The sequence below is a fragment of the Arthrobacter sp. B0490 genome, from assembly GCF_002929355.1.
In the GTDB taxonomy this organism is placed as follows: Bacteria; Actinomycetota; Actinomycetes; order Actinomycetales; family Micrococcaceae; genus Arthrobacter_D.
The window spans coordinates 131,120-153,261 of record NZ_PJIR01000008.1; the positions used below are offsets into that span (position 1 = coordinate 131,120).

Sequence of the window (22,142 nt, forward strand, 5' to 3'; positions counted from 1 at the left end):
GCACCTGCCGCCCCGATCGCGGGACCGGGCCTCCGGCGCGACGGCGGCTCAGGCCTCCGGCACGACGGCGCGCGTCACGCGCGCGGGGGGCTTGACCGGGAGCAGGACGAGGAGCCCGGCGAGGAGGACCACGAGGATGCCGATCACGCCGTAGAGCTGCGAGCCGAAGATCCCGATGCACAGGGCGAAGAGGGTCGGGGCGAGGAAGCTCACCGCCCGGCCCGTCGTCGCGTACAGGCCGAACAGTTCCCCCTCGTCCCCCACGGGGGCGAGGCGCGCGAGGTAGGCGCGTGACGATGCCTGGGCCGGGCCGACGAAGAGGGTCAGCAGCAGGCCGAAGACCCAGAACGTGGTGTCCGAGGTCCAGTCCATGCCGAAGAAGGAATGCGTGCGCGTCCCCAGGACGAGGATCGCCGTGCCGGCGACCAGCAGGCCGACCAGGGCGCCGATGATCACGCGCTTGGGGCCCACCCGGTCGTCGAGGAAGCCGCCGACGATGGCTCCGGCCGCGGCGATGACGTTGGCGGCGATCGCGAAGACGATCACCATGCTCGCCGAGAAGCCGAAGGCTCCCGCCGCGAGGATCCCGCCGAAGGTGAAGACGGCGGCGAGTCCGTCGCGGAAGATGGCGCTGGCGAGCAGGAAGAAGATGGTGTGGGGGCTCTCCCGGTAGATCGCCCTCACACGCCGCACCAGCAGCCCGTAGGACGCGAGGAAGCCCAACTGGGCCGCTTTCGCGCGCCGCGGCACCTCCGGCACCGCGAACATCACCGGAACCGCGAACGCCGCGAACCACAGCGCCGAGAAGACGGCCACCAGGCGGATGTTCAGCCCGTCCTCGCTGGATGCCCCCGGCCACTCGACGACGGGCTGGATGAACACCACGAGGACCACCACCAGGGCCGCGATGCCGCCCACGTACCCCATGGCCCAGCCGAAGCCGCTGACCCGGCCGATCGTGGACGGCGTGGAGATCTGGGTCAGCATCGCGTTGTAGTTCACTCCGGCGAACTCGAAGAAGATGTTCGCGGCGGCGATCAGCGCGACGCCGAGGATCAGCATCTCCGGGCTGGGGAACACGAAGAAGCACAGGGCCGTGAGGACGGCGACGATCGCGCTGTTGACGCCCAGCCACAGCTTCCGGCGCCCGCCGCTGTCCGAGCGCTGGCCCATGACGGGCGCGAGGAGCGCGATCAGCAGGCCCGCGCCGGCGAGGCCCCACCCGAGGACCTGCGACGCCCGCTCCTCCCCGCCGAACGCCTCCGACGTGAGGTAGACCGTGAACACGAACGTGGTCATGACGGCGTTGAACGCGGCCGAGCCCCAGTCCCAGGACGCCCAGGCGAGGACAGGCCTGCTGAAGATGCGGCCGGAACCCACGACCGGCAGGGGTGCAGGGGCCTCCGCGGGCGGTGGAAGCTGCTGATGCGTACTCATAGCTGAATGCTAACGCCGCGGGACGTAGGTCACGCCGGGGCTCGCTCCGGCGACGGAGGGCGAGTCCCGCGTCCGATCGGTGGAAGGTTGGAGTAATTCCTTCGGTAGACTGGACGGAGCCCGACCGTCCCCCAGCGGAAGATCGAGACTCCCCATGCTCACCGTGCTGATCGCGATGTTCGCGCTGGCACTCGGAGCGCCCGTCCTCTTCTCCCGGCTCGGCAGATCCGCCTTCTTCGTCCTCGCCGCAGCACCCGCGGCGGCCTTCGCCTGGCTGCTCGTCGAGCTGCCGGGAGTCCTCGCCGCCGACCAGTCCGCGCCGACCGGCGCACCGGCCGCCCCGCCGTCGGTCGTCGTCCCGTGGATCCCCAGCCTCCAGCTCGAGCTCGCCTTCCGGCTCGACGCGCTCGCGGCCGTCCTCTGCATCCTGATCCTCGGCGTCGGGGCCCTCGTACTCTTCTACTGCGCGCGGTACTTCAAGAACGACGACCCCGACGTCGGCGCCTTCGGGGCGCAGCTCCTCGCCTTCGCGGCCGCGATGTTCGGGCTGGTCCTCGCCGACGACCTGATCCTGATGTTCATCTTCTGGGAACTCACGACGATCCTCTCCTACCTGCTCATCGGCTACTCACGGCACCGCCTCTCCGCCCGCCGGTCCGCCCTGCAGGCCCTCATCATCACGACCTTCGGCGGCCTGGCGATGCTCGTGGGACTGGTCATGCTGGGTCAGGAGGCGGGGACCTACCGCATCTCGGAGATCCTCGCGGACGCCGAACGCCTCGTGGCGCGCGGGACGCTCGTGGACGTCGCGATCGCCCTGGTGCTGGTCGGAGCCGTCACCAAGTCGGCGCTGGTCCCGTTCCACTTCTGGCTGCCCGCAGCCATGGCGGCGCCGACCCCGGTCAGCGCGTACCTCCACGCCGCGGCGATGGTGAAGGCCGGGGTCTTCCTCGTCGCCCGCTTCGCCCCCGGCTTCAGCGAGACGGCGTTCTGGCATCCCCTGATCTTCGTGCTCGGCATGGCGACGATGCTGCTCGGCGGCTGGCGGGCGCTGCGGCAGTTCGACCTCAAGCTCGTCCTGGCGTACGGGACCGTGAGCCAGCTCGGCTTCCTCACCATGGTGGTGGGGCTCGGCGGGCGGGACGGCGCCGTCGCCGGCCTGGGCCTGCTCCTCGCCCACGGTTTCTTCAAGGCGACGCTCTTCCTCGTGGTCGGCATCATCGACCACCAGTCCGGGACGCGCGACCTCCGCGTCCTGTCCGGCGTGGGGGCCACCTCGCCCGTGCTCTTCGCCGTCGCCCTCGTGGCCGCGGGATCCATGGCAGGTGTCCCGTCGCTGCTCGGGTTCGTCGCGAAGGAATCGGTGTTCGAGGCGCTCGCGCACCGGGCCGAGGGTGGCCTCGCCGGGATCCTGCTCCTCGGCGGCATGGTGCTCGGGTCCATCCTCACGTTCGCCTACAGTGCGCGGTTCGTGTGGGGGGCCTTCGCGCTCAAGCACGGCCGGGCGCGGACCACCTTCAAGCGCGTCCGCGTCTCCTTCGTGCTGGCGCCCGCCCTGCTCGCCGTCGCCTCCGTGGTGTTCGGCCTCTGGCCCGCACCGCTCGACAGCGTCGTCCAGCCGTACGCCACCCTCTTCGCGTCCGACGGCGCCGCGCCGCACCTGGCCCTGTGGCACGGCTTCGGGCTCCCGCTGCTGCTCTCCGGCATCACCCTGGCCGCCGGAACGGCGCTCTACCTCTTCCGCAGGCCCTTCGAGCGGTTCCAGGGGCGCCTCCCGTCGATGCGTGAGGCGGAAGTGGTCTACCGGTCGGTGATCGGCGTGCTCGACGACGTCGCCGTCTGGATCACCGGACGGACGCAGCGCGGTTCCCTGGCGTTCTACCTCTTCGTCATCCTCACCACCGCCGTCGTCACGCCGCTGACCGCCCTCGTCATCTTCGACGCCCCGCTGCCCACCGGCTTCAGGATCGCCCAGTCCCCGGCGCAGGTCGTGGTGGCGGGTGCCGTCATCGTGGGGATCGTCGCGGCGCTGCGCTCGAACAAGCGCTTCATGGCGGTGCTCATGGTCGGGATCACCGGCTACGGCATGGCGGCGATGTTCGCCCTGCACGGGGCACCCGATCTCGCGCTGACGCAGATGCTCGTCGAGACGATCGTGCTCGTGGCCTTCGTGCTCGCCCTGCGGTCGCTGCCCGCGAGGCTGTGGAACCGCGCCGAGAGCCGGCACCGCCTGCTGCGCGCAGGGTTGGGCATCGCGTTCGGCGGCATCATGGCCGTCATCGCGATGTCGGCGATGGCCTCCCGGAACGCCGCCCCGATCTCGCTCGCCTACCCGCAGCTGGCCTACGACGACGGCGGCGGCGCGAACGCCGTCAACGTGCTGCTCGTGGACATCCGCGCCTGGGACACCCTCGGCGAGATCACCGTGCTGGCCCTCGCCGCCACCGGCGTCGCCAGCCTGATCTTCATCAGGGGCCGCAGCGACCACCGGCGCCGGGCCGACGGCGTCGAGGACGGGTCGGTGGACAGGGGCCAGGAACTCCTCGACGCCCGTGGCCGTTCGGGCGCCGCGCTCGCGCTCGCGGCCCGCTTCGCGGACGTCCCGCGCGACCCGTGGCTCGTCGCCGGGCGGACCCTCGCCCCCGAGCGCCGGTCGATCATCTTCGAGGTCGTCACGCGGCTCCTCTTCCACACCATCATCCTGCTGTCCGTCTACCTGCTCGTCGCGGGCCACAACCTGCCCGGCGGGGGCTTCGCCGGAGGGCTCACCGCCGGAATCGCCCTGGCCATCCGCTACCTCGCGGGAGGCCGCTTCGAACTCGCCGAGGCGAGCCCGGTGAGCGCCGGCACCCTGCTCGGCGTCGGGCTCGCGATCGTGTCCGTGACCGCCGCAGCGCCGCTCTTGTTCGGCGGCGCCGTCCTCGAGAGCTACATCCTCGAGTTCTGGCTGCCCGTGTTCGGCGACGTGAAGTTCGTGACGTCCACCGTCTTCGACATCGGCGTGTACATCATCGTCGTCGGGCTGGTGCTCGATGTCCTCCGCAGCCTGGGCTCCGAGATCGACGAGCGCAGCGAGTCCGACGATCCCGTCGAGGAGGACTCCGGGGCGGACGCCCTCGTCCCGCCCGCCACCGAGGGGATCCGGCCATGACCGTCGACATCACCCTGATCGTGCTCATGGCCGTCTTCTTCGCCGCCGGCATCTACCTCCTGCTCGAGCGCAGCCTCACCAGGGTGCTGCTCGGCCTGATCCTCCTCGGCAACGGCGCGAACATCCTCCTCCTCTCCATGAGCGGGGGCGGGGGCAAGTCCCCGCTCTACGTCTCCGGGACCCCCGCGGAGGACTACACCGACAGCCTGCCGCAGGCGCTGATCCTGACGGCGATCGTCATCACGTTCGCCGTCACGGCGTTCATGCTCGGCATCATCTACCGCTCCTGGGTGCTCGGGCGCCAGGACGACGTGCAGGACGACCCCGAGGACCGCCGGGTCGCGGACCAGCCCAGCTACGACTACGAGGACGACGCCGACATCGCCGCCGACACCACCGAATTCTCCGACGACGGGTCAGCCCCCGAACCGGCCGGGACGTCCGCGTCCGGCGGGGACCGCGCCGACCGGCCGGAGGACACCCCGTGATCGCTGCCGACCTCGCCCCCCTCGCCGTCGTCCTGCCGTTCCTCGGGGCCGCCGTGACCTTCCTGCTCCTCCGCCACTCGCGGGCGCAGCGCGCGGTCAGCATCACGACCCTCAGCATCACCCTGCTGATCGAGGTCGTCATGCTCCTCGCCGCGCCGTCCGCCGGGACCCACGCGGTGCGGCTCGGGGGCTGGGCGCCGCCGTTCGGGATCGTGCTCGTGGTGGACCAGTTCTCCGCGCTCATGCTCGTCGTCTCGTCCGCCGTCAGCCTCGCGGTGCTGATCTACGCCGCGGGCCAGGGCATGGCCGACGGCGACGAGGACGGCCCGGTGTCGATCTTCCATCCCACCTACCTGATCCTCGTCGCCGGGGTGTCCAACGCCTTCCTCACGGGCGACCTCTTCAACCTGTACGTCGGCTTCGAGATCCTCCTCACCGCCAGCTACGTCCTGATGACCCTGGGCGGGACGGCGCCGCGCATCCGGGCGGGCGTGACGTACGTCGTCGTCAGCGTGGTGTCCTCGATGCTGTTCCTCATCGCCATCGCGATGATCTACGGCGCCACCGGGACGGTCAACATGGCGGACCTCGCGGTGAAGCTGGAGTCGGTGGACCCTGCGACGCAGCTGGTGCTGCACCTCATGCTGCTCGTGGCCTTCGGCATCAAGGCAGCCGTCTTCCCGCTCTCCTTCTGGCTGCCGGACTCCTATCCGACGGCGCCCGCGCCCGTGACCGCGGTGTTCGCCGGCCTGCTCACCAAGGTGGGCGTGTACGCCATGGTCCGGGTGGAGACACTGCTCTTCCCCGGCGACCGCATCAACACCCTCCTCATGGTGGTCGCCCTGCTCACGATGATCGTGGGGATCCTCGGTGCCCTCGCGCAGTCCGACCTCAAGAGGCTGCTGTCCTTCACCCTCGTCAGCCACATCGGGTACATGGTCTTCGGACTGGCCATCTCCACGCGGATCGGACTCGGTGCCGCCGTCTACTACGTGGCGCACCACATCACCGTGCAGACGAGCCTGTTCCTCGTCACGGGTCTCATCGAGCGCCGCGGCGGCACGGCGAACATGGACCGGCTCGGCGGACTCGCGAAGCTCTCGCCGCTCCTCGGCATCCTCTTCTTCCTGCCGGCCATGAACCTCGCGGGCATCCCGCCCTTCTCGGGCTTCCTCGGCAAGCTCGGGCTCATCCAGGCCGGGGTGGAGCTCGGGACGCCGCTCGCCTACGTGCTGGTGGCCGGAGGAGTGCTCACGAGCCTGCTCACGCTGCTGGTCATGGCGCGCGTCTGGAACCGCGCCTTCTGGCGCAGCCCGGCCGACGCGGAGGACCCGGACCCCATCCTGCTCGCCAGCAAGGCCGACGGCTCCAGCGTGGGGACCTCGCGCCACGTGACCGGCGAGGAGACCGGGAAGTTCGCGGGCAAGGATCCCGTCACGCTGCTGCCCGGGACCATGACCGGCCCCACCATCGGCCTCGTGGCGCTCGGACTCGCCCTCACGCTCCTCGCCGGCCCCCTCTTCACCCTGAGCGACGACGCGGCCCAGGAGATGCTCGACCGCACCCCCTACATCGAGGCCGTGCTCGGAGTGGGGGCCGACGGATGAACCGCCGCCACATCCCGCTGATCACCGAGCTCCCGCTCGTCATCTGGCTCGTGCTCGTGTGGGGCGCCCTCTGGCAGGACTTCAGTCCGGGGAACCTGGTGTTCGGCGCCCTCATCGCCTACGTCGTCGTGAACTTCTTCTATCTCCCGCCCGTCGAGCTGACGGGCCGCTTCAGCGTGCTCTGGCTGGTGCCGTTCCTCGGGCGGTTCCTCCTCCAGCTGGTCACGGCGAGCGTCCAGGTGTTCTGGCTCGCGGTGACGCGGGGCCCGACGCTCCGCAACGCCGTGGTGGCCGTCGCCCTGCGCAGCCACTCCGACTTCCTGGTCACCGCCACCGGCCACGCCATCTCGCTGATCCCGGGGTCGCTGGTGCTCGAGGTGGACCGCTCGACGTCCACGCTCTACCTCCACTGCCTCAACGTGGCCTCCGTGGAGGACGCCGAGGCCGTCCGCCGCGATGTCCGGGCCACGGAGGCCTGGCTCATCCGCGTCATGGGGAGCTCCAGGGACCTCGCAGCGCTCCGGGCCGAGGAGGCGAGCCGATGACCGTCGTGGCGTATGTCATGGGAGGAATACTCTCCGTGGCGGCGGCCCTCGCGCTCTACCGGGCGGTGCGCGGACCCTCGATCCTCGACCGCGTGCTGGCACTCGACGTCGTCCTGGCCATCATCGGCGCGGCGCTCGTCCTGAACATGGTGGTGAACCGGCACCTCGACAACCTGATCCTGCTCGTCACGATCTCGCTCATCGGGTTCATCGGCTCCGTCACCGTGGCCCGCTTCGTGACGGACAGGAAGTAGCGGCATGGTCCACGACGTCGTCGTCTCGGCGCTCCTCATCGGCGGGGCCCTGATGTCCCTCGCAGCGGGCATCGGCCTCGTCCGCTTCCCCGACCTGCTCTCCCGGATGCATGCCGCCACCAAGCCGCAGGTCCTCGGGCTCCTGCTCCTCCTGCTCGCGCTGGCCGTCGACAACAGGAGCTGGATCCTGGTGCCCGTCCTCGTGCTGTGCTGGGTGTTCCAGCTGCTCACCAGTCCCGTCTCGGCGCACATGGTCGGCCGGGCGGGCTACCGCACACGGCACCTGCGGCGCGACCTGCTCACCCTCGACGAGCTCGACGACGTCGTCGCACGGGCCGCCGACGGCGACCACGGAGGTCCCGGCAGGACCGATGCCCCCGATGGGGGTGCCGGCGGCGATCGGACGTGATCGCCTGCATCATCCCCTCGCGCGAAGTGCGCCAGGGCTGGTGCCGTCCGCGCGGGGGAGGAATAGCATGGACGCCTGATGGGCACGGGCGGCGGTGCAGGGCCAGTCGAGACCGGGCGGGAAGCGTACGCCCGGGGTGACTGGCGCACGGCCTACACGTCCCTCGGGGCCGCCGGGCCGTCGTCCCTCGCCGTCGACGACCTCGAGGCGCTTGCGAGGTCGGCGTGGTGGCTGGGCCTGGTCAAGGAGAATCTGGAGCTCTCGGAAGAGGTGTTCCACCGCCGCCGGGCGGCGTCGTCGCCGGAGGCGGCCGCCATGACCGCGCTGGAGCTGGGCCTGCAGTGGGTACTCCGCGGGGACGTGACCGTCGGATCGGGCTGGGTCAGCCGGGCCCGCAGGATCCTGCGGGACGTGCCCGAAGGGCCGGCGCACGGCTATCTCCACTACCTCGAGGCGGCCGTGGAGCTCGAGTTCGCCGGCGTGCTCTCCCGGCCGGCATATCCCGAGCAGCTCCAGGACATGGGCCGGCGCTTCGGGGAACCCGCCCTCGTGTCCCTGGGGCTCGTGTTGTCCGGGCTCGCCAACCTCCGGGCGGGCAGCACGGACGTCGGTTTCGCCGAACTGGACGAGGCGATGCTCCCGGTCCTCGCGGACCGGGTCCCGCTGGTGTGGGTGGGAGACATCTACTGCACCGTCATCCACCTCTGCCACGAGCTGGCGGACTACCGTCGCATGCTGGCATGGACCGCGGCGACCGAGCGCTGGTGTGCCCGCGTGGGGAACGAGGTGATGTATTCCGGCGTGTGCCGTGTGCACCGGCTCGAGCTGATGAGCATCGAGGGCGGCTGGGACGAGGTGGAGCCGCGCATCGAGCAGGAGAGCGAGCAGCTCGCCGTCCGGAACGTGTGGGCGGCGGGGGAGGGGTTTTACCAGCTGGGGGAGCTCCGGCGGCTGCGCGGAGACCCTACGGGGGCCCGCACCGCCTACGACCGGGCGGAGTCGCTCGGCATCGACCCGCAGCCGGGCAGGACCCTGCTGGACTTCGCCGCCGGACGGTCCGAGCAGGCCTGGAGCGCGCTGTCCTCGTCCCTGGGGTCCCGGCATCGGATCGGCCGGGTACGCCTGCTGCCCGCGGGCGTCGAGATCGCCCTGGCCACCGGCCGTACGGCCCAGGCGGACGCGCTGGCCGCGGAACTGGAGACGGTGGCCGGACAGTGCGCCAGCCCGGGCTTCGAGGCGTGGGCCGCCTCCGCCCGGGGCATGGTGCTGCTCAGCCGTCGGCGTCCGGCAGGAGCCCTCGAAGCCCTCGAGAGGGCAGCGCGGTTCTACCGCAGCATCGGTGCCCGCCACGACCTGGGGCGGGTCCTCCTCTGGCAGGGGAGCGCGCTGGAGGAGTTGGGCCGCGGCGAGTCGGCCCGGCGCAGCGTCGCCGCGGCGGAGGCCATCTTCCGGGAGCTGGGCGCAGCGCCCGTCGCCGTCCGCCACCGGGCGGCGAGCGCGCCGGGAGGACTGACCGCCCGCGAGGTCGAGGTCCTGGGCGCCGTCGCCGCCGGCAGCTCCAACCGCGACGTCGCAGCGCAGCTGTTCATCAGCGAGAAGACCGTCGGCCGGCACCTGGCGAACATCTTCGTGAAGATCGGGGTGTCCTCCCGGACCGCTGCCGCCGCGTGGGCCCACGATCACGGGCTGGCGCGACTGGGATCCGGTGCCATCCGCTGACGGGGCGATACCGCGAGGGCGGGCGAAGATACATGATTTGCCCGATGCCGGGTCCTCCACCGCCTCCCTAGTCTCGATGCAGCGGCACAAGGATGCGCCGCCGGACCCGAGGGGTCACCCCACGAAGGAGGCAAGGACATGACGACGATCCATGGAAGTGAAGCGGAGCAGCAGACCCTCGACGCCCTGCGCCGGCTGCGGACCCGGCTCACCGGGTCCCTCATCGAGCCGGGGGATCCGCTCTACGACGAGGCGCGGAAGGTGTGGAACGGGATGATCGACCTGCATCCCCGCGCCGTCGTCCGCGCAGGATCCGTGGCGGACATCGACCCCGTCCTCGCGGCGGTCCGCTCCACCGGACTGCCGCTGGCCGTGCGCGGCGGAGGCCACAACATCGCCGGCCACGGCACGGTGGACGGCGGCATCGTGCTGGACCTCGGCGGACTCCGGGGCGTGACGGTCGATGCCCGGCGCCTCCTCGTGACCGTCGAACCCGGGGCGACCCTTGCGGACGTGGACCGCGCCACTGCCGGTCACGGGCTCGCCGTCCCGCTCGGGGTGATCAGCGGCACCGGTGTGGCAGGGCTGACACTCGGCGGGGGTGTGGGGTGGCTGACCCGCACCGACGGCCTGACCCTCGACAACCTCGTGTCCGTCGACCTCGTCACGGCGGAGGGAGAGCATGTCCGCGCCGGTGAGCAGGAGAACCCGGAGCTGTTCTGGGGCCTGCGTGGAGGGGGCGGCAACTTCGGTGTGGCGTCCTCCTTCACCTTCCGTGCCCGCCCGCTGCCGTCGGCCGTCCTCGGCGGCAACTTCTTCTACCGGCGCCCGCGCTGGAAGGAGGCACTCGGTGCGTTCGACCGCTGGTCGACCGACCTGCCGGACGAGATGAATCCCATCGTCTCCTTCCTGGTGCTCCCGGCGGAGCTCGGGATGGGGGACGAACCGTGGATGGTGGTCGGGTTCGCCTGGGCGGCGGAGGACCACGGGACGGGCCTCGAGTACATCGAGCGGTTGAGGGACCTCGCGCCGCCGGACGAGGAGGAGGTGGGGCCGGCGGACTGGCTCGAGTGGCAGTCGGCGATGGACGCGCTGTTCCCGCGGGGCTCCCGCGGGTACTGGAAGAACGTGTCCTTCTCCCGGCTGGACGACGACGTCGTCGACGTCCTGGCCGGTTTCGCGTCCGAGGTGACCTGGGCGGGGACCGGCATCGACATCCACCTGATGGGTGGGGCGTTCGGCCGGGTCGGCGAGGATGCCACCGCCTTCCCGAACCGGTCGGCCCGGTACTGGCTGAACATCTACGGCTTCTGGCAGGACGCCGGCGAGGACGGGCGGCTGAGCGCCTTCGCGCGGAGGGCCCATGCACTCATGCAGCCCTTCGCGGACCGCGGGCAGTACCTCAACTTCATGGGCGCAGACGCCGGGATCGATGCGCGGGAGGCCGCGCAGCAGACCTACGGCCCGGACATCCTCGCGCGCCTGACGGCACTGAAGGATCACCATGATCCGCACAACCTGTTCCGCCGCAACCACAACATCCCGCCGACCCGCGCCTGAGGTTCCCGTCTGCCCGCCCTGCCCCGTGCCGGCCTGTCAAGCCGTGGTGGGGAGGCGCCGCCACCGCGGTGCCTCCCCCCCGTGGACGGTAGGGTTTCCGATGATCACGGGGTACTGGAGTTAGGGTCGGCAATGAACAGGCTGCAGCGCAGCGCGGTCGTCATCGAGGACGACGCCGACATCCGCCGGCTGCTCGTCATCGTGCTGTCGGACAGGGACTTCACCGTGCACGAGGCCGGCACGGGGGCCGAGGGGCAGCGCCTCGTCGACACCATCCGGCCGAGCCTCATCACCCTCGACCTCAATCTCCCGGACGTGGACGGCATCGACTTGTGCCCCCAGCTCCGAGCCCGATCCGACGCGCACATCCTCACGATCTCCGCACGGCCTCCGCAGCTCACCGAGGAGCAGTGCCTGGCAGCCGGTTCGGATCACTTCGTGGCGAAGCCCTTCAGCCCGCGTGCACTCCGCGCGTACCTCGACGACGTCCTTCCCTCCCGGGAAGCCGCATAGCGCCCGGGCGGCGTCCCGGTCGGCGGGGTCGGAGTGGGGCGCCGGTCGCGCGGCCGACGTCCTCCTCCCACGGGGACGACCGCTATCCTTGGGTACTAAGGGCGCTTATCATCGCGGGTCTCGGCGGCGAGGTGAAGTCCGGGTGGGAAATTTCCGTCGACTCCGGTGGGTGTACATGAACGGGCGAGTACAGATCAAGATGACCATGTTCGCTCTCTCCGAGACGGGCCTGAGCATCGAGGACGTGTGGGTGCGGTACTACGGGCTCGGCGGGGCGATCTCGGCCTTCGAGGTCCAGGCATATCTGGCCGGCCTCCTCTCGCTCCCGGCGTACGAACGCAATCTTCTCGCGGAAGCCACGAACGAACTGCTCGAGCTGTCACCGGTGCGGGTCCGGGTGCCGACCGATGCCGAGGACGAGCCGGGTCTCTCCGGCGAGGACTCGCGGCGAGCCCTCGGCGCGATGGGCGCCTTCCTGTTCAGCGCCGAGGAGCAGGAGACCGAACGCCTGGCGGCGCTGGACCGGACGCAGCTGCTGGACTCCCAACCCGAGGCCCGGTTCGATCGCTACACGGAGCAGGCGAAGGAGTACTTCGACGTCAGCTCGTCGATCATCGCGTTGCTCGATGACCGCCGCATGTTCCTGAAGTCAGTGATCGGGCCCATCGAGCAGGACCTCCCGCGGGAGATCACGTTCTGTCATGCCACGATCCGCAACGCCGGTCCGCTCATCATCAGGGACGCGCTCGAGGACGAGCGCTTCGGCACGAATCCGCTCGTCGTGGGGGAGCCGTTCATCCGTTTCTATGCCGGCTACCCGCTCCGGGGGCCCGGCGGGTGGACCGTCGGCACGCTCTGCGTCATCGACCAGGAGCCGCGTGGCTTCTCCGCCGCTGACGGCCGGTTCCTGCGGAAGCTGGCAGGTCTCGTGGAGGACGAGATCAACGCCGAGCCTTCGAGCCCCTCCCGTGACGTCCCGGAGGACTGACCCGGGCCGGCAGTGGCCGACGACACCCTGGCCGTGGTCCGACGCGTGACGGGCCCGTGGACAGGGGCTCCGGGGTGCGGGAATCCCGCGGCGGTGCGTCAGTCCGTCGTCGGCGCGCTGCGCAGCTGTGCTTCGAGGCCCTGCAGCAGGATGGTGATGCCCTGCTCGAGTTCCGCCTCTCCGTCGTAGTTCAGCAGCATCGGTGCGAGCTCACGCAGGTGCGGGAAATCCTTCTTGGGCAGGCGATGGAGGCCGAGCTTCAGGCCGAGCTCGTCCTCGTCGGGGTTGACGACGAATTCCTCGAGCTCGTTGAGGATGTGGCCGATCAGGAAACCGTAGTAGGCGCGGTATGCGTGGAGGGCATCAGCCGGCTCGAATCCGGCACTGCTGAGGACGGCCAGGATCTGCTCCAGGGGCCGCAACGCGCCCAGGGGTCGCAATCCCATGGGGGTGGACAGGGGGCGGGTCACCAGGAGCGGGACGACATGGCGGTGGGCGAGGACCAGGGCGCGGAAGTCGTGGGCGGCCTCGCGGAGCTGCCCCTGCCAGGACGACGCGTCGTCGGCCTTCGCCACGATCCACTGATCGAGCAGGAGTTCGGTCAGGCCGTCGAGGAGCGCGTCCCGGTTCTCCGCGTACCGGTAGAGGGCCATCGGGTCCTTGCCGAGCCTGTTCCCCAGCCGGCGCATGGACAGTGCCTCGAGTCCTTCCGCGTCGACCAGGTCGAGGGCCGCCCGCAGGACGACGTCGCGGTTCAGGCGGACGTCCCCCTGCCGGCCCTTGCCCCGTCCGGTGCTGCCGGCAACCCGGGGTGGATCTGCGGGTGGATCTATGGGCGTATCGGCCGGATCTGCATCGACCGATGCCTTGCGGTTGCTCATCGGAATCCTTCCCTTCACCCTTCGGTGGGTCGACTTGCGAGCACTATATCTACGCCGTAGCATCTACAGCGTAGAGCGATGGTGTAGGGCATAGTTCGAGCATACTGCCGGGCGCTGCCCCGAGCAGTACCCGGGCGACCTCATCCGCTGACATCCCACTTCTTCTCGCTGCCTCGTCGTGCCCTGATCGCAGGTCGTCCGGGCATGACGGCAGAAGTCCCACCTCCACCAGCTGAACTCTCGAGGGTAATCATGAGCTTGCTTCCGCGGACAAGCGCAGGTGACGGCACCAGGACCGGCGACGCCGATGTCGACGGCCACGAGGCCGCAGGCCTCGCGGCGGTGCTCACTGCGGCCCGGACGGCGACGGCGGACATCGCCGTGATCGCGGATTCCACCCAGGCGATCGTCCACGTGTCGGCTTCCTTCACGGCGATCACCGGATACCGGTCGGCCGACCTCGTGGGGCGGAACTGCCGGATCCTGCAGGGGCCGGGCACGGACGCCGGGATGACGCGACGGATGAGGGAGGTCCTGGCCTCGGGTGAGGTGTTCGAAGGGGAATTGCTGAACTACCGCAAGGACGGATCCGCGTTCTGGACCGAACTGAGGATCATCCCGATGCGCGTCGGGAACGAATCCGAGGTCACCCATTACGTGAGCGTCCAACGCGATATCAGCAACAAGATCGCGCTGCTCAAGCAATTGGAGACACAGGCCCTCCATGACCATGTGACAGGACTCCCGAACCGTTCGGCCGCCGAGCGGGCCGTGGAGGAAGCAGTTCAGGGCCCACCCTCCAGGGGCCTGACGACGGCGATCGGATTGATCGATCTGGACGACTTCCGCGTCGTGAACAACACCCTCGGGCATGCCGCCGGGGACTCCGTGCTGCAGCAGTGGGCGTCCCGCGTCCTCTCGCGCCTGCGCGAAGGGGATCTGCTCGCCCGGATGGGAGGCGACGAGTTCCTCCTCATCCTTCGGGACATCTCCCGGGATACCTCGTCCAGGGACCTCCAGGACATCCTCGGCGGTCTCCACCGCGCCGTCGAGCTGCCCTTCAGCGTGGACGGACAGCAGGTGGCCCTCGGCATGAGCATGGGGATCGCGCTGGTCCCCGACGACGGCACCGACAGCCGGTCGATCCTGCGCAGCGCCGACGACGCCCTCTATGCGACCAAGAGAAGGCCTCACCCGAGGTCGACCTGGTGGCAGGCCGCCGCCCAGCCATCTCCCGACGTGCCTGCCCGGCAGGCACGGCCGACCGCCCCCGCCGAGGCCCGCAGCGACGAGCCTGCACGAGGCCGCGCCGTCGGGGCGGACGTCTTCCGTGATGCCCTGCGCCGCGGGAACATCGTGGTGCACCTCCAACCCGTGGTGGATCTCCGCGACGGGTCGGTCCACCTCCTCGAGGCGCTGGCCCGGCTGAGGCTACCGGAAGGGCGGATCGCGTATCCCGGCGAGTTCCTGCCCCACCTGGACACGGAGGATCAGCGCGTGCTGTTCGTCGGCGTCCTCGAGCAGGCGCTGGACATCATCGGTTCCTGGGACAGCGCCGGTACCCACCATGACCTGTCGGTGAACCTGCCGCCCGAGATCCTGGAGAGCGGTTCGCTGGCGGTGATCGTGAAGGATCTGCTCGACACCCGCGGTATCCGCCCGGGCAGGCTGGGCCTGGAACTGCTGGAATCCCAGACCATGACGCTCGAGTCGCAGCGGGCCGGGTTGCAGGGACTCACCGCTCTGGGGGTGGGCCTCGCCATGGACGACCTCGGCTCCGGCTACAGCAGTCTGCAACGGCTGTCCTCCTTCCCCTTCAGCGCCATCAAGCTCGACCGCGGACTGTTCAGGCACGTCTACGCCAGGCCCCTGGAGACGCTCAGCATCATGGCGACCCTCATCCAGATGGGCCGGGACCTGGCGATCGACGTCGTCATCGAGGGGCTGGAGGAACGGAGCCTGACCGAGGCCGCGATCGTCCTCGGCGCACCCCTGGGCCAGGGCTACTTCTTCACCGAACCCCTGGCTCCGGAAGACTGCGCCCGGTGGTTGGCCTCGTTCACCTTCGGGCTCCACCGATCGCCGGTGCAGACGGCCCTGGGTGCCCTGGCCTACCACTGGCAGTTCGCCCGCCTGGACGCGCCGCATCCCCTGCCGTTGGAGGATTGTCCGCTCACCCGGTTCCTCGAGGACGCCGGTGCCGGTGCCGACGTCGAATCATGGCATGCCCTGCAGCACTCACCCCGACGCGTGTGCGAGACCTCGAGCCGCTCCCTGATCCACTGGTTCACCCAGCGGGTGACGGCTTCAGACCGGACGAGCGGCGGGGCGCCGAGCGGGAGGGCGCTGAGTCATGGTTGAGCTCCGGCTCACCGCCCAGGGCGGAAGATCCACCAGGCAGCAGGCATGGTCCTCGCCCGGACCCGCACGGATGTCAGCGACGCGCTGCTGCTCAAGGCGCATGCCTTCGCGAATGACCTGACCCTCAGCGAGACAGCACGCGCCGTCCTGGCGGCAGGCCGATGTCGGCACGCACCGGAGGTGGGTCGCCGCAGTGGTCCGGGAGGCGGCGGGTCGTGGTCGACGGTCCGTCGATCCGACCAGGGCCGCACGGCCTTGGGGGCGGTGGAGGCAGGAGTACGGGCGCTGCCACCACGTCTCCGCCGCCACTGCACAGGCCTGGCCCGCTGCTGGACCTGTCAGGCGTACTTCCCGGTAGGACGGACATCGGCGGCGATGTCGAACCGGGAAGAAGGGGCCGGACCCTGTCGCCGTCGCCACTGCCGTGCAACGCGCGACCCGTGACCGGTCCGTCGGCCCGCCGGACAACGGAGAGGCTGGGGGGCTCAGGCGGCCCGGCCCCGACCGAGGAAGCCGATGACGGCCGCTGCCACGGCGTCGGGAGCGCTGTGATGGGCGGCATGGGGTGCGCCGTCGATCATGGATGCCTCGCCACGCCTGGACCCGCGGGCGAGCCGTCGGGACCAGGCGTCCCCGGCGACGATGTCGCGTGAACCCCGGAGCACGAGGACCGGCTGGTGGGCCAGGGGAAGCCTGTCCTCGAGGGGGTAGCCCATCGCCAGTTCCAGTTGGGCCAGGTACCAGCGTGGCCCGCACCGCAGGACGTCGAAGAACTGCACCATGCTCAGCAGCGGCTTCTCCAGGACGGAGTTGATGCCCAGGGTCAGGGCCTGCTGATGGACCGTACGGCGTTCCGCGTCCACGGCGGCACCGATCAGGACGAGGTGCGACACGAGGTCGGGTCGTTCGAGGGCGAGTTCGGTGGCGCTCTGCGCCCCCATGGAGTGCCCGACGACGACGCAGGACGACACGCCTGCTTCGTCGAGGAGCGCCCCGACGAGCTCCGCCGTCGCCTTGGTGGTGGAGGCGTGCGCAGGCCGTTTCGTCCACCCGTACCCGGGCAGGTCGATCAGGTGGACCTCGCCATGGGCCGACAGGAGGGAGCCGAGCCGGTGGAAGTAGCGGTGCGACATGCCGATCCCGTGGATGAGCACGAATACCGGAGCCGGGCCCTCGCCGGGGTCCGTCCGCTGCTTCTCCGCGCTGTGTCCGATGACGTAGGAGCGGCACTGCCGGTCCTGGACGGTGATGCCGCGCATCTCGACGGTCCTCGCCGGCGCGTCCTGCTCCAGGGGGTAGGACCTCACCGAGCGGTCCGCGTGGGTGGGGCCGCCGGCGGAAGCCGCTTCCTGAGCGCCCGGCGCCGACGGGGCCTGGAGCGACGGATGGTCGTGGACGAGATCCAGGACCGCCGTGGCGACCGTGGCGGCGCCGCCGCGGTGGGCCGCGTGCGGCTGGCCGGTGATCTGGACGAGGCGACCTCGCCGTGCGTTGCTGCTGAGCTTCTCGCACCAGTCCCGGCCGGCGATGATGTCCAGGGTCCCCCGGAGGACCAGGACGGGACAGGTCACCAGGGGCAGCCTGTCGTCGAGGCGGTAGCCGAGCATGACGGGCAGTTCCTGCAGGTACCAGGGGATCCCGCACTGGGCATAGGCGGTCGCGACCATCAGGTTCGTGACGGGACGTTCGACCAGCGTGTCGGTGGCGAGCATGAGTGCATGCTTGATCGGGGACCGGTGCTCGACGTCGGTGACGGGTCCGATCAGGACGAGGTGGGAGACCAGGTCGGGGCGGCTGATGGCGAGCTCGGTCGAGAACTGTGCGCCCATCGAGTGGCCGATCACCACGCACCCCCGTGCGCCCTCCTCGTCCAGTGCCTGTGCGATCAGCACCGCGTAGTCCCCGACACCGAGGGGCCGGTCGGGCGTCGCGGTCCCGCCGAAACCCGGGAGGTCCAGGATGAGGGTGTCCCCGTGCTCGATGAGCTTCCGCTGCAGCTTGTCGTAGTAGCGGTGGGACATCCCGATCCCGTGCACCATCACGAAGAGCGGGCGGGACCGTCCGGGCGCCGGGGCGCGCCGGGAGAGGTGCACCCGGCACGACAGCCGATCCTGGGCGAGCACCGCGGGGATCGCGTCGCGGGTGACGTCCGTGGCCCGCCCGGCGGTCGTCTCGGTCGTCTCGGTCGTCTCGGTTATCGTCTCGGGCGTCATGTCGGTGGCTCCGTCGGTCGTGGTGGCGGGTCGACCGCTCCCGGTCGGGTTCACGGCGTTCCTCAGGGTCGTCGGCGGCGGCCGGGATACACGTCATCCCCGCATCGGAGGGTTGCTCCGGTGCGGGGATGACGGGAAGTGCTAGGCGCTGTAGTGCTCGCGGCTGCCGGACTTCGCCAGTCCACGGGCGATCATGTAGGCGATGGTGAGGTAGGTGATGAGTTCCATGCCCTGGTGGGCGTTGAACATGTCCATACCGTCCTCGTTGTCGCCGTCCCCGACGACGAGCGCCGTGACGACGGTCGCGACGACCATCGCGATGTAGGCGAAGAACTCGGTGGTCTTCGTCGAGGCCTTCGTCTCGGTCGAGCGGCGGTCCACGGCGCGATCGCCGGTGGTGTGGTTGCTGTGCGCGGTGTTGCTGTTAGCCAAGGGTTTCTCCTGAAACGGGTGAGGGGCCGGAAAACGGCAAGAAAGGCCCGCAAGGGGGCTGATTCTCGGGAATGTGAGCCGAAGGATCCGCAGTTGCTCAACGGTCGCTCTACACCGTAGATCCTACGGTGTAGCTGGAGGAATGGCAAGCCGGCTTGGTAAAGGTCCGGCAGCGACCTCCCGGTCATCCCGGGACACCCGCACGGCTGCGATGTCGGCCACTCCGACGAACGGGGTTGCTGTGCGGCTCAGTGGATCCTCTGCCGCCAGTCGGCCGGCACGCGTCCTGCCGGGCCGGGGGCGGGCTGGTCGGCCGGGCGGCTGGTGGGTTCCCTGAGGGCCGGACCGTCCATGAACTGCTGCGTGCTGTAATCCCAGAACCAGTCCTCATCCGGCTCGAAGGACATGGCCACCGGATGTCCCGCCGTCGCGGCGTGTGCTGAAGCATGCTGCGACGGTGAACTGTCGCAGCACCCCACTTGACCGCACGCGGCGCAGCGGCGCAGGTGCACCCACCAGCCGCCCGCGTCGTCGCAGTCCCTGCAGCCGGTGCCGGAGGGGGCCACCCCGGTGTCGATGGTGTCCGTCATGATCGTCCTTCCGAGGGTCGCGGCGAGGGTCGCGGCGAGGGTCGCGACGAGGGGAGCGGGAGGTGGGCCCGCGCCGCCCGGAACGCGGAGAGCGCTTCCGCGGGAACGGCCGCGGCAGCCACGAACCCGTCGGGCCGCACGAGGTACAGCAGGCCGGGACGGAGGCGGGTCGAGCCGGACGACGCGAAGGTGTGCAGGGGGAGCCCGAGCTCGTCGGCCGTGGGGACGGCCTCGCGTGCCGCGGCGTCGTCCGCCGCGTAGAGGTGGAGTTGCCACGTAGCGGACCGGAGCACCCGGAAGTTGTCACCGGTCCAGGGCAGGCGGCGCCCGATGACCGCATCCCTGCGTCGCCCCCCGGGGGACCCGTCCACCCGGTAGTGGATGCGCACCTGGCCGAGGTACCCCGCGAGGCGGCGGCCGATCGGCAGACGGGGCAGCACGGCGAGGGCCACGGGCAGCACCACCCGCGGCACGTACCGGCGCACCAGGACGGCCCGCCTCGTGCCGGACGTGAGCCCACGGAACACCGTGTCCGTCGTCTGCAGGAGGCGCACGGCCACCGGCCTGCGCTCGGCCTCGTAGCGGTCGAGGAGAGGTTCGGGGGTGCGCCCGGACACGACGTCGTCGAGCTTGAACGCGAGGTTGTGGGCGTCCTGGAGCCCGGTGTTCATGCCCTGTGCTCCGACCGGGGAATGCACGTGGGCCGCGTCGCCGGCGAGGAACACGGAGCCGGTCCGGAAGTGCGCGGCGATCCGGTGGTGCACGCGGTAGGTGGAGTACCAGCGGGAGCCCTCGTACGTGACGCCGAACACCTCGGACATGCGGCGGCGCGCGAACTCCTCGGTGACGGCCGGGGCGTCGTCGTCGCCCGCGATGCCGATCAGGCGCTGCCCCGTCCGCCCGTCTCCGGCAGGCCGCATGGGGAATGCGAGAAGGAACGCGGTGGCGCCCAGGCGGACGTTGATGGACGAGGAGGTCAGCCCGCCGACGCCCACCGCGTCGACGAGGTAGAAGGTCTGCCGGCTCGTCGTCCCCTCGAAGGCGGTCCCGCACAGGGAGCGGACGGTGGACGACGCCCCGTCGCAGCCGACCGCGAAGCGTGCACGGATCGTCGAGGGCCCGGCAGGACCCCCGACGACGGCGAGGACGCCGTCGTCGACCTGCTCCAGCGCCGACAGCCGGTGCTGCCACAGCACCGACCCGCCGAGCGCCCGCAGGTTCTCGCCGAGGATCCGCTCGTTCGCGCTCTGCTCCAGGATGTACAGGCCGGGGTAGGGCGTGATGCCCCGGCCCAGCCTGCTGAGCGGGACGGGCGCGAACGAGGCGCGCTCGAAGCCCTGCCGGATCGACTGCACGTGCACGGCCTCGGCCAGCACGCGGTCGACGACCCCGAGCTGGTCGTAGATCTCCATCGACCGCGAATGCACACCGAGGGCCCGTGACTCCACGGTCGGCCCGTCCTTGCCGTCGATCACAGCGATGCGCACCCCCAGCTTCACGAGCCAGTTCGCCAGCATCAGCCCCGTGGGACCGGCGCCGACCACGAGGACCTCGACGTTCTCCTGTGCCGTGCTCTCGTGTGTCATCGTCGTCTCCGCGTCGGCCGTTCAGCGTTCGAGCATCGTGCACACGCACGCCCGGTTGCCCTCGGCGTCCGCCAGCACGGTGAAGGCGGGGGCCGCGTCGTCGTCGACCACGGTGCCCCCGGCGGCGACCGCCGCGGCGATCCGCGCTTCGGCCGCGTCGTGCGGTACCCACACATCCAGGTGGAAGCGCTGCCGCGGGGTCTCGTGCGCGTCGGTGTGCTGGAACCACAGGAGCGGCACCTGCCCGCCCGGGTCCGCGACGTCGTCCCCGTCCGCCGCGCCCGCGTCACCGGTCAGCAGGGCCGCCCAGAACGGACCGATCGCGGCGACATCGGCCGTGTCGAGGGCGAGCTCGACGACGGCGGGGGCCGCGGGGTCGGCGGCGACGCCCCGCTCCGCGGCGACCGCACTGATGTGGCGGGCGAGCTCGACGTCGCGCTGCGTCACCCCGGACGCGTCGTGGCTGAGGAGCTTCACATCGACGTGGGGGTAGGTGAGCGCGACGTCGGGGTGGTGGCCCGCGTCCTCAGCGAGTTCACCGATGGCGGCGACGAACGCGAGGCCCGTGGCGAAGTCGCGCGTCAGGAAGCGGGCATGCAGGGCCTGCGCGAGTCTGCGCCAGTCGTCGAGCCCTGCGTCGAGGATGTCCTGGGTGCCGAGGATCGTCATGCGGCAAGTATGCCGCTGTCCGGAGGGCGAGAGAAGGGGCCCGACGGCGGCCCCGCCCTGGAGCCGGAGGGGGCTGTTCGGGCGGCTAGGGCAGGCGCACGAGTTGCGAGGCGAGGTTGTCGACCCGTGTTCTGAGCACCTCACGAACGGTGCGGACTCCTTCGAGGTCCATCGCGGCGGGGTCGCTGATGTTCCAGTCCTCGTACTTCTTGCCGGGGTAGATGGGGCAGGTGTCTCCGCATCCCATGGTGATGACGACGTCCGCCGCACGGACGACGTCGTCGGTGAGGGGTTTGGGGAACTGCTCGTCGAGGTTCAGGCCGATCTCGTGCATGGCGGTGACGACGTTCTCGTCGAGGTGCTCGGCGGGCATCGAGCCTGCGGAGCGGACATTCACCGAGCCCTGGGTGAGGTCCCTGAGGAGGGCTGCGGCCATCTGGGAGCGGCCGGCGTTCTGGACACAGACGAAGAGGACTTCCGGGACGCCGCTGGGCCGCTTGCCCTGGGCGTGGGCGAGGGCATCGAGCCGGTCACGGGCGAACCGGCGCGTGATGATCGGCAGGTAGGTCCTGATCTTCGCCGTGCGGGCGAGGGCTGCGTAGGACTCGAAGACGTAGCGCTCGACCATGTCGGGCCCGAACACGCCGTCGAAGACCGCGGCGAGTTCGTCGCTGATGCGGTGCAGGACGTGCTCATGGGTGCCGGTGGGGGCATCTGCAGTCGGTGACGTGCTCATCGT

Annotated in this window: 19 protein-coding genes; 11 read left to right on the forward strand and 8 right to left on the reverse strand. The window is 70.5% G+C overall.

Features of this window, described 5'->3' with window-relative positions; all coding sequences use genetic code 11:
* Positions 1–48: 48 nt before the first annotated feature.
* Complete coding sequence (locus tag CXQ97_RS13420; RefSeq protein WP_104181364.1) at positions 49–1,437, reverse strand: MFS transporter; 1,389 nt, start codon at positions 1,435–1,437, stop codon at positions 49–51.
* Between the two features lie 154 nt (positions 1,438–1,591).
* Here CXQ97_RS13420 and CXQ97_RS13425 point away from each other — a divergent pair, with 154 nt between their 5' ends.
* The 10 genes from CXQ97_RS13425 (at position 1,592) to CXQ97_RS13470 (ending at position 12,671) form a co-directional block, all read left to right on the forward strand.
* On the forward strand, positions 1,592–4,588 hold the full coding sequence (locus tag CXQ97_RS13425; protein ID WP_104181365.1) for a Na+/H+ antiporter subunit A: 2,997 nt from the start codon (positions 1,592–1,594) through the stop codon (positions 4,586–4,588).
* Positions 4,585–5,076: a Na(+)/H(+) antiporter subunit C gene (locus CXQ97_RS13430; RefSeq protein ID WP_104181366.1), complete on the forward strand. Its 492-nt coding sequence runs from the start codon at positions 4,585–4,587 to the stop codon at positions 5,074–5,076. Before CXQ97_RS13425 ends, CXQ97_RS13430 begins: the two co-directional genes overlap by 4 nt.
* Positions 5,073–6,683, forward strand: coding sequence for a Na+/H+ antiporter subunit D (locus tag CXQ97_RS13435; protein ID WP_104181367.1), 1,611 nt, complete (start codon positions 5,073–5,075; stop codon positions 6,681–6,683). The genes CXQ97_RS13430 and CXQ97_RS13435 overlap by 4 nt, the downstream gene beginning before the upstream one ends.
* Entirely contained in the window at positions 6,680–7,228 is a 549-nt protein-coding gene (locus CXQ97_RS13440) for a Na+/H+ antiporter subunit E (protein WP_104181368.1), read from the forward strand. Before CXQ97_RS13435 ends, CXQ97_RS13440 begins: the two co-directional genes overlap by 4 nt.
* Positions 7,225–7,482: a monovalent cation/H+ antiporter complex subunit F gene (locus CXQ97_RS13445; RefSeq protein ID WP_104181369.1), complete on the forward strand. Its 258-nt coding sequence runs from the start codon at positions 7,225–7,227 to the stop codon at positions 7,480–7,482. The genes CXQ97_RS13440 and CXQ97_RS13445 overlap by 4 nt, the downstream gene beginning before the upstream one ends.
* A gap of 4 nt (positions 7,483–7,486) precedes the next feature.
* A complete protein-coding gene (gene mnhG / locus CXQ97_RS13450; protein ID WP_104181370.1) occupies positions 7,487–7,891 on the forward strand; it encodes a monovalent cation/H(+) antiporter subunit G in 405 nt (134 codons plus the stop codon).
* 78 nt (positions 7,892–7,969) lie between these two features.
* On the forward strand, positions 7,970–9,610 hold the full coding sequence (locus CXQ97_RS13455; RefSeq protein WP_104181371.1) for a helix-turn-helix transcriptional regulator: 1,641 nt from the start codon (positions 7,970–7,972) through the stop codon (positions 9,608–9,610).
* 138 nt (positions 9,611–9,748) lie between these two features.
* Positions 9,749–11,170 carry an FAD-binding oxidoreductase gene (locus CXQ97_RS13460; protein ID WP_104181372.1) on the forward strand — a complete coding sequence of 474 codons (1,422 nt, stop codon included), beginning with the start codon at positions 9,749–9,751 and terminating at the stop codon, positions 11,168–11,170.
* Positions 11,171–11,302: 132 nt separating this feature from the next.
* Complete coding sequence (locus CXQ97_RS13465; protein ID WP_104181373.1) at positions 11,303–11,683, forward strand: response regulator transcription factor; 381 nt, start codon at positions 11,303–11,305, stop codon at positions 11,681–11,683.
* Positions 11,684–11,858: 175 nt separating this feature from the next.
* Positions 11,859–12,671, forward strand: a complete 813-nt coding sequence (locus CXQ97_RS13470; RefSeq protein WP_104181374.1) for a GAF domain-containing protein — start codon at positions 11,859–11,861, stop codon at positions 12,669–12,671.
* A 98-nt stretch (positions 12,672–12,769) separates the two neighbouring features.
* On the opposite strand, the gene CXQ97_RS13475 is transcribed toward CXQ97_RS13470, so the two are convergent.
* Entirely contained in the window at positions 12,770–13,552 is a 783-nt protein-coding gene (locus tag CXQ97_RS13475; protein WP_104181375.1) for a TetR/AcrR family transcriptional regulator C-terminal domain-containing protein, read from the reverse strand.
* A gap of 252 nt (positions 13,553–13,804) precedes the next feature.
* Here CXQ97_RS13475 and CXQ97_RS13480 point away from each other — a divergent pair, with 252 nt between their 5' ends.
* On the forward strand, positions 13,805–15,913 hold the full coding sequence (locus tag CXQ97_RS13480) for a bifunctional diguanylate cyclase/phosphodiesterase (RefSeq protein WP_181035073.1): 2,109 nt from the start codon (positions 13,805–13,807) through the stop codon (positions 15,911–15,913).
* A 485-nt stretch (positions 15,914–16,398) separates the two neighbouring features.
* Here the strand turns inward: CXQ97_RS13480 and CXQ97_RS13485 are convergent, their stop codons facing one another.
* From CXQ97_RS13485 to CXQ97_RS13510, 6 genes are all read right to left on the reverse strand, one after another.
* On the reverse strand, positions 16,399–18,180 hold the full coding sequence (locus CXQ97_RS13485) for an alpha/beta fold hydrolase (RefSeq protein WP_104181377.1): 1,782 nt from the start codon (positions 18,178–18,180) through the stop codon (positions 16,399–16,401).
* Positions 18,181–18,267: 87 nt separating this feature from the next.
* Positions 18,268–18,558 (reverse strand): hypothetical protein, encoded by a 291-nt coding sequence (locus CXQ97_RS13490; protein ID WP_219815420.1) that lies wholly within the window; start codon positions 18,556–18,558, stop codon positions 18,268–18,270.
* 248 nt (positions 18,559–18,806) lie between these two features.
* Complete coding sequence (locus tag CXQ97_RS13495; protein ID WP_104181379.1) at positions 18,807–19,148, reverse strand: UBP-type zinc finger domain-containing protein; 342 nt, start codon at positions 19,146–19,148, stop codon at positions 18,807–18,809.
* Entirely contained in the window at positions 19,145–20,734 is a 1,590-nt protein-coding gene (locus CXQ97_RS13500; protein WP_104181380.1) for an FAD-dependent monooxygenase, read from the reverse strand. Before CXQ97_RS13500 ends, CXQ97_RS13495 begins: the two co-directional genes overlap by 4 nt.
* Positions 20,735–20,755: 21 nt before the next feature.
* A complete protein-coding gene (locus tag CXQ97_RS13505) occupies positions 20,756–21,403 on the reverse strand; it encodes a 4a-hydroxytetrahydrobiopterin dehydratase (protein WP_104181381.1) in 648 nt (215 codons plus the stop codon).
* 85 nt (positions 21,404–21,488) lie between these two features.
* The gene (locus CXQ97_RS13510; protein WP_104181382.1) at positions 21,489–22,139 is read right to left on the reverse strand and encodes a low molecular weight phosphatase family protein; all 651 of its coding nucleotides are present in this window, start codon (positions 22,137–22,139) and stop codon (positions 21,489–21,491) included.
* Positions 22,140–22,142 lie beyond the last annotated feature (3 nt).

Excerpts from the sequence above, each read along its gene's own strand:
- CXQ97_RS13420 (WP_104181364.1), bottom strand. The coding sequence starts at position 1,437 with ATGAGTACGCATCAGCAGCTTCCACCGCCCGCGGAGGCCCCTGCACCC.
- CXQ97_RS13425 (WP_104181365.1), top strand. The coding sequence starts at position 1,592 with ATGCTCACCGTGCTGATCGCGATGTTCGCGCTGGCACTCGGAGCGCCC.
- CXQ97_RS13430 (WP_104181366.1), top strand. The coding sequence starts at position 4,585 with ATGACCGTCGACATCACCCTGATCGTGCTCATGGCCGTCTTCTTCGCC.
- CXQ97_RS13440 (WP_104181368.1), top strand. The coding sequence starts at position 6,680 with ATGAACCGCCGCCACATCCCGCTGATCACCGAGCTCCCGCTCGTCATC.
- CXQ97_RS13445 (WP_104181369.1), top strand. The coding sequence starts at position 7,225 with ATGACCGTCGTGGCGTATGTCATGGGAGGAATACTCTCCGTGGCGGCG.
- mnhG (WP_104181370.1), top strand. The coding sequence starts at position 7,487 with ATGGTCCACGACGTCGTCGTCTCGGCGCTCCTCATCGGCGGGGCCCTG.
- CXQ97_RS13455 (WP_104181371.1), top strand. The coding sequence starts at position 7,970 with ATGGGCACGGGCGGCGGTGCAGGGCCAGTCGAGACCGGGCGGGAAGCG.
- CXQ97_RS13460 (WP_104181372.1), top strand. The coding sequence starts at position 9,749 with ATGACGACGATCCATGGAAGTGAAGCGGAGCAGCAGACCCTCGACGCC.
- CXQ97_RS13465 (WP_104181373.1), top strand. The coding sequence starts at position 11,303 with ATGAACAGGCTGCAGCGCAGCGCGGTCGTCATCGAGGACGACGCCGAC.
- CXQ97_RS13470 (WP_104181374.1), top strand. The coding sequence starts at position 11,859 with ATGAACGGGCGAGTACAGATCAAGATGACCATGTTCGCTCTCTCCGAG.
- CXQ97_RS13475 (WP_104181375.1), bottom strand. The coding sequence starts at position 13,552 with ATGAGCAACCGCAAGGCATCGGTCGATGCAGATCCGGCCGATACGCCC.
- CXQ97_RS13480 (WP_181035073.1), top strand. The coding sequence starts at position 13,805 with ATGAGCTTGCTTCCGCGGACAAGCGCAGGTGACGGCACCAGGACCGGC.
- CXQ97_RS13495 (WP_104181379.1), bottom strand. The coding sequence starts at position 19,148 with ATGACGGACACCATCGACACCGGGGTGGCCCCCTCCGGCACCGGCTGC.
- CXQ97_RS13500 (WP_104181380.1), bottom strand. The coding sequence starts at position 20,734 with ATGACACACGAGAGCACGGCACAGGAGAACGTCGAGGTCCTCGTGGTC.
- CXQ97_RS13505 (WP_104181381.1), bottom strand. The coding sequence starts at position 21,403 with ATGACGATCCTCGGCACCCAGGACATCCTCGACGCAGGGCTCGACGAC.
- CXQ97_RS13510 (WP_104181382.1), bottom strand. The coding sequence starts at position 22,139 with ATGAGCACGTCACCGACTGCAGATGCCCCCACCGGCACCCATGAGCAC.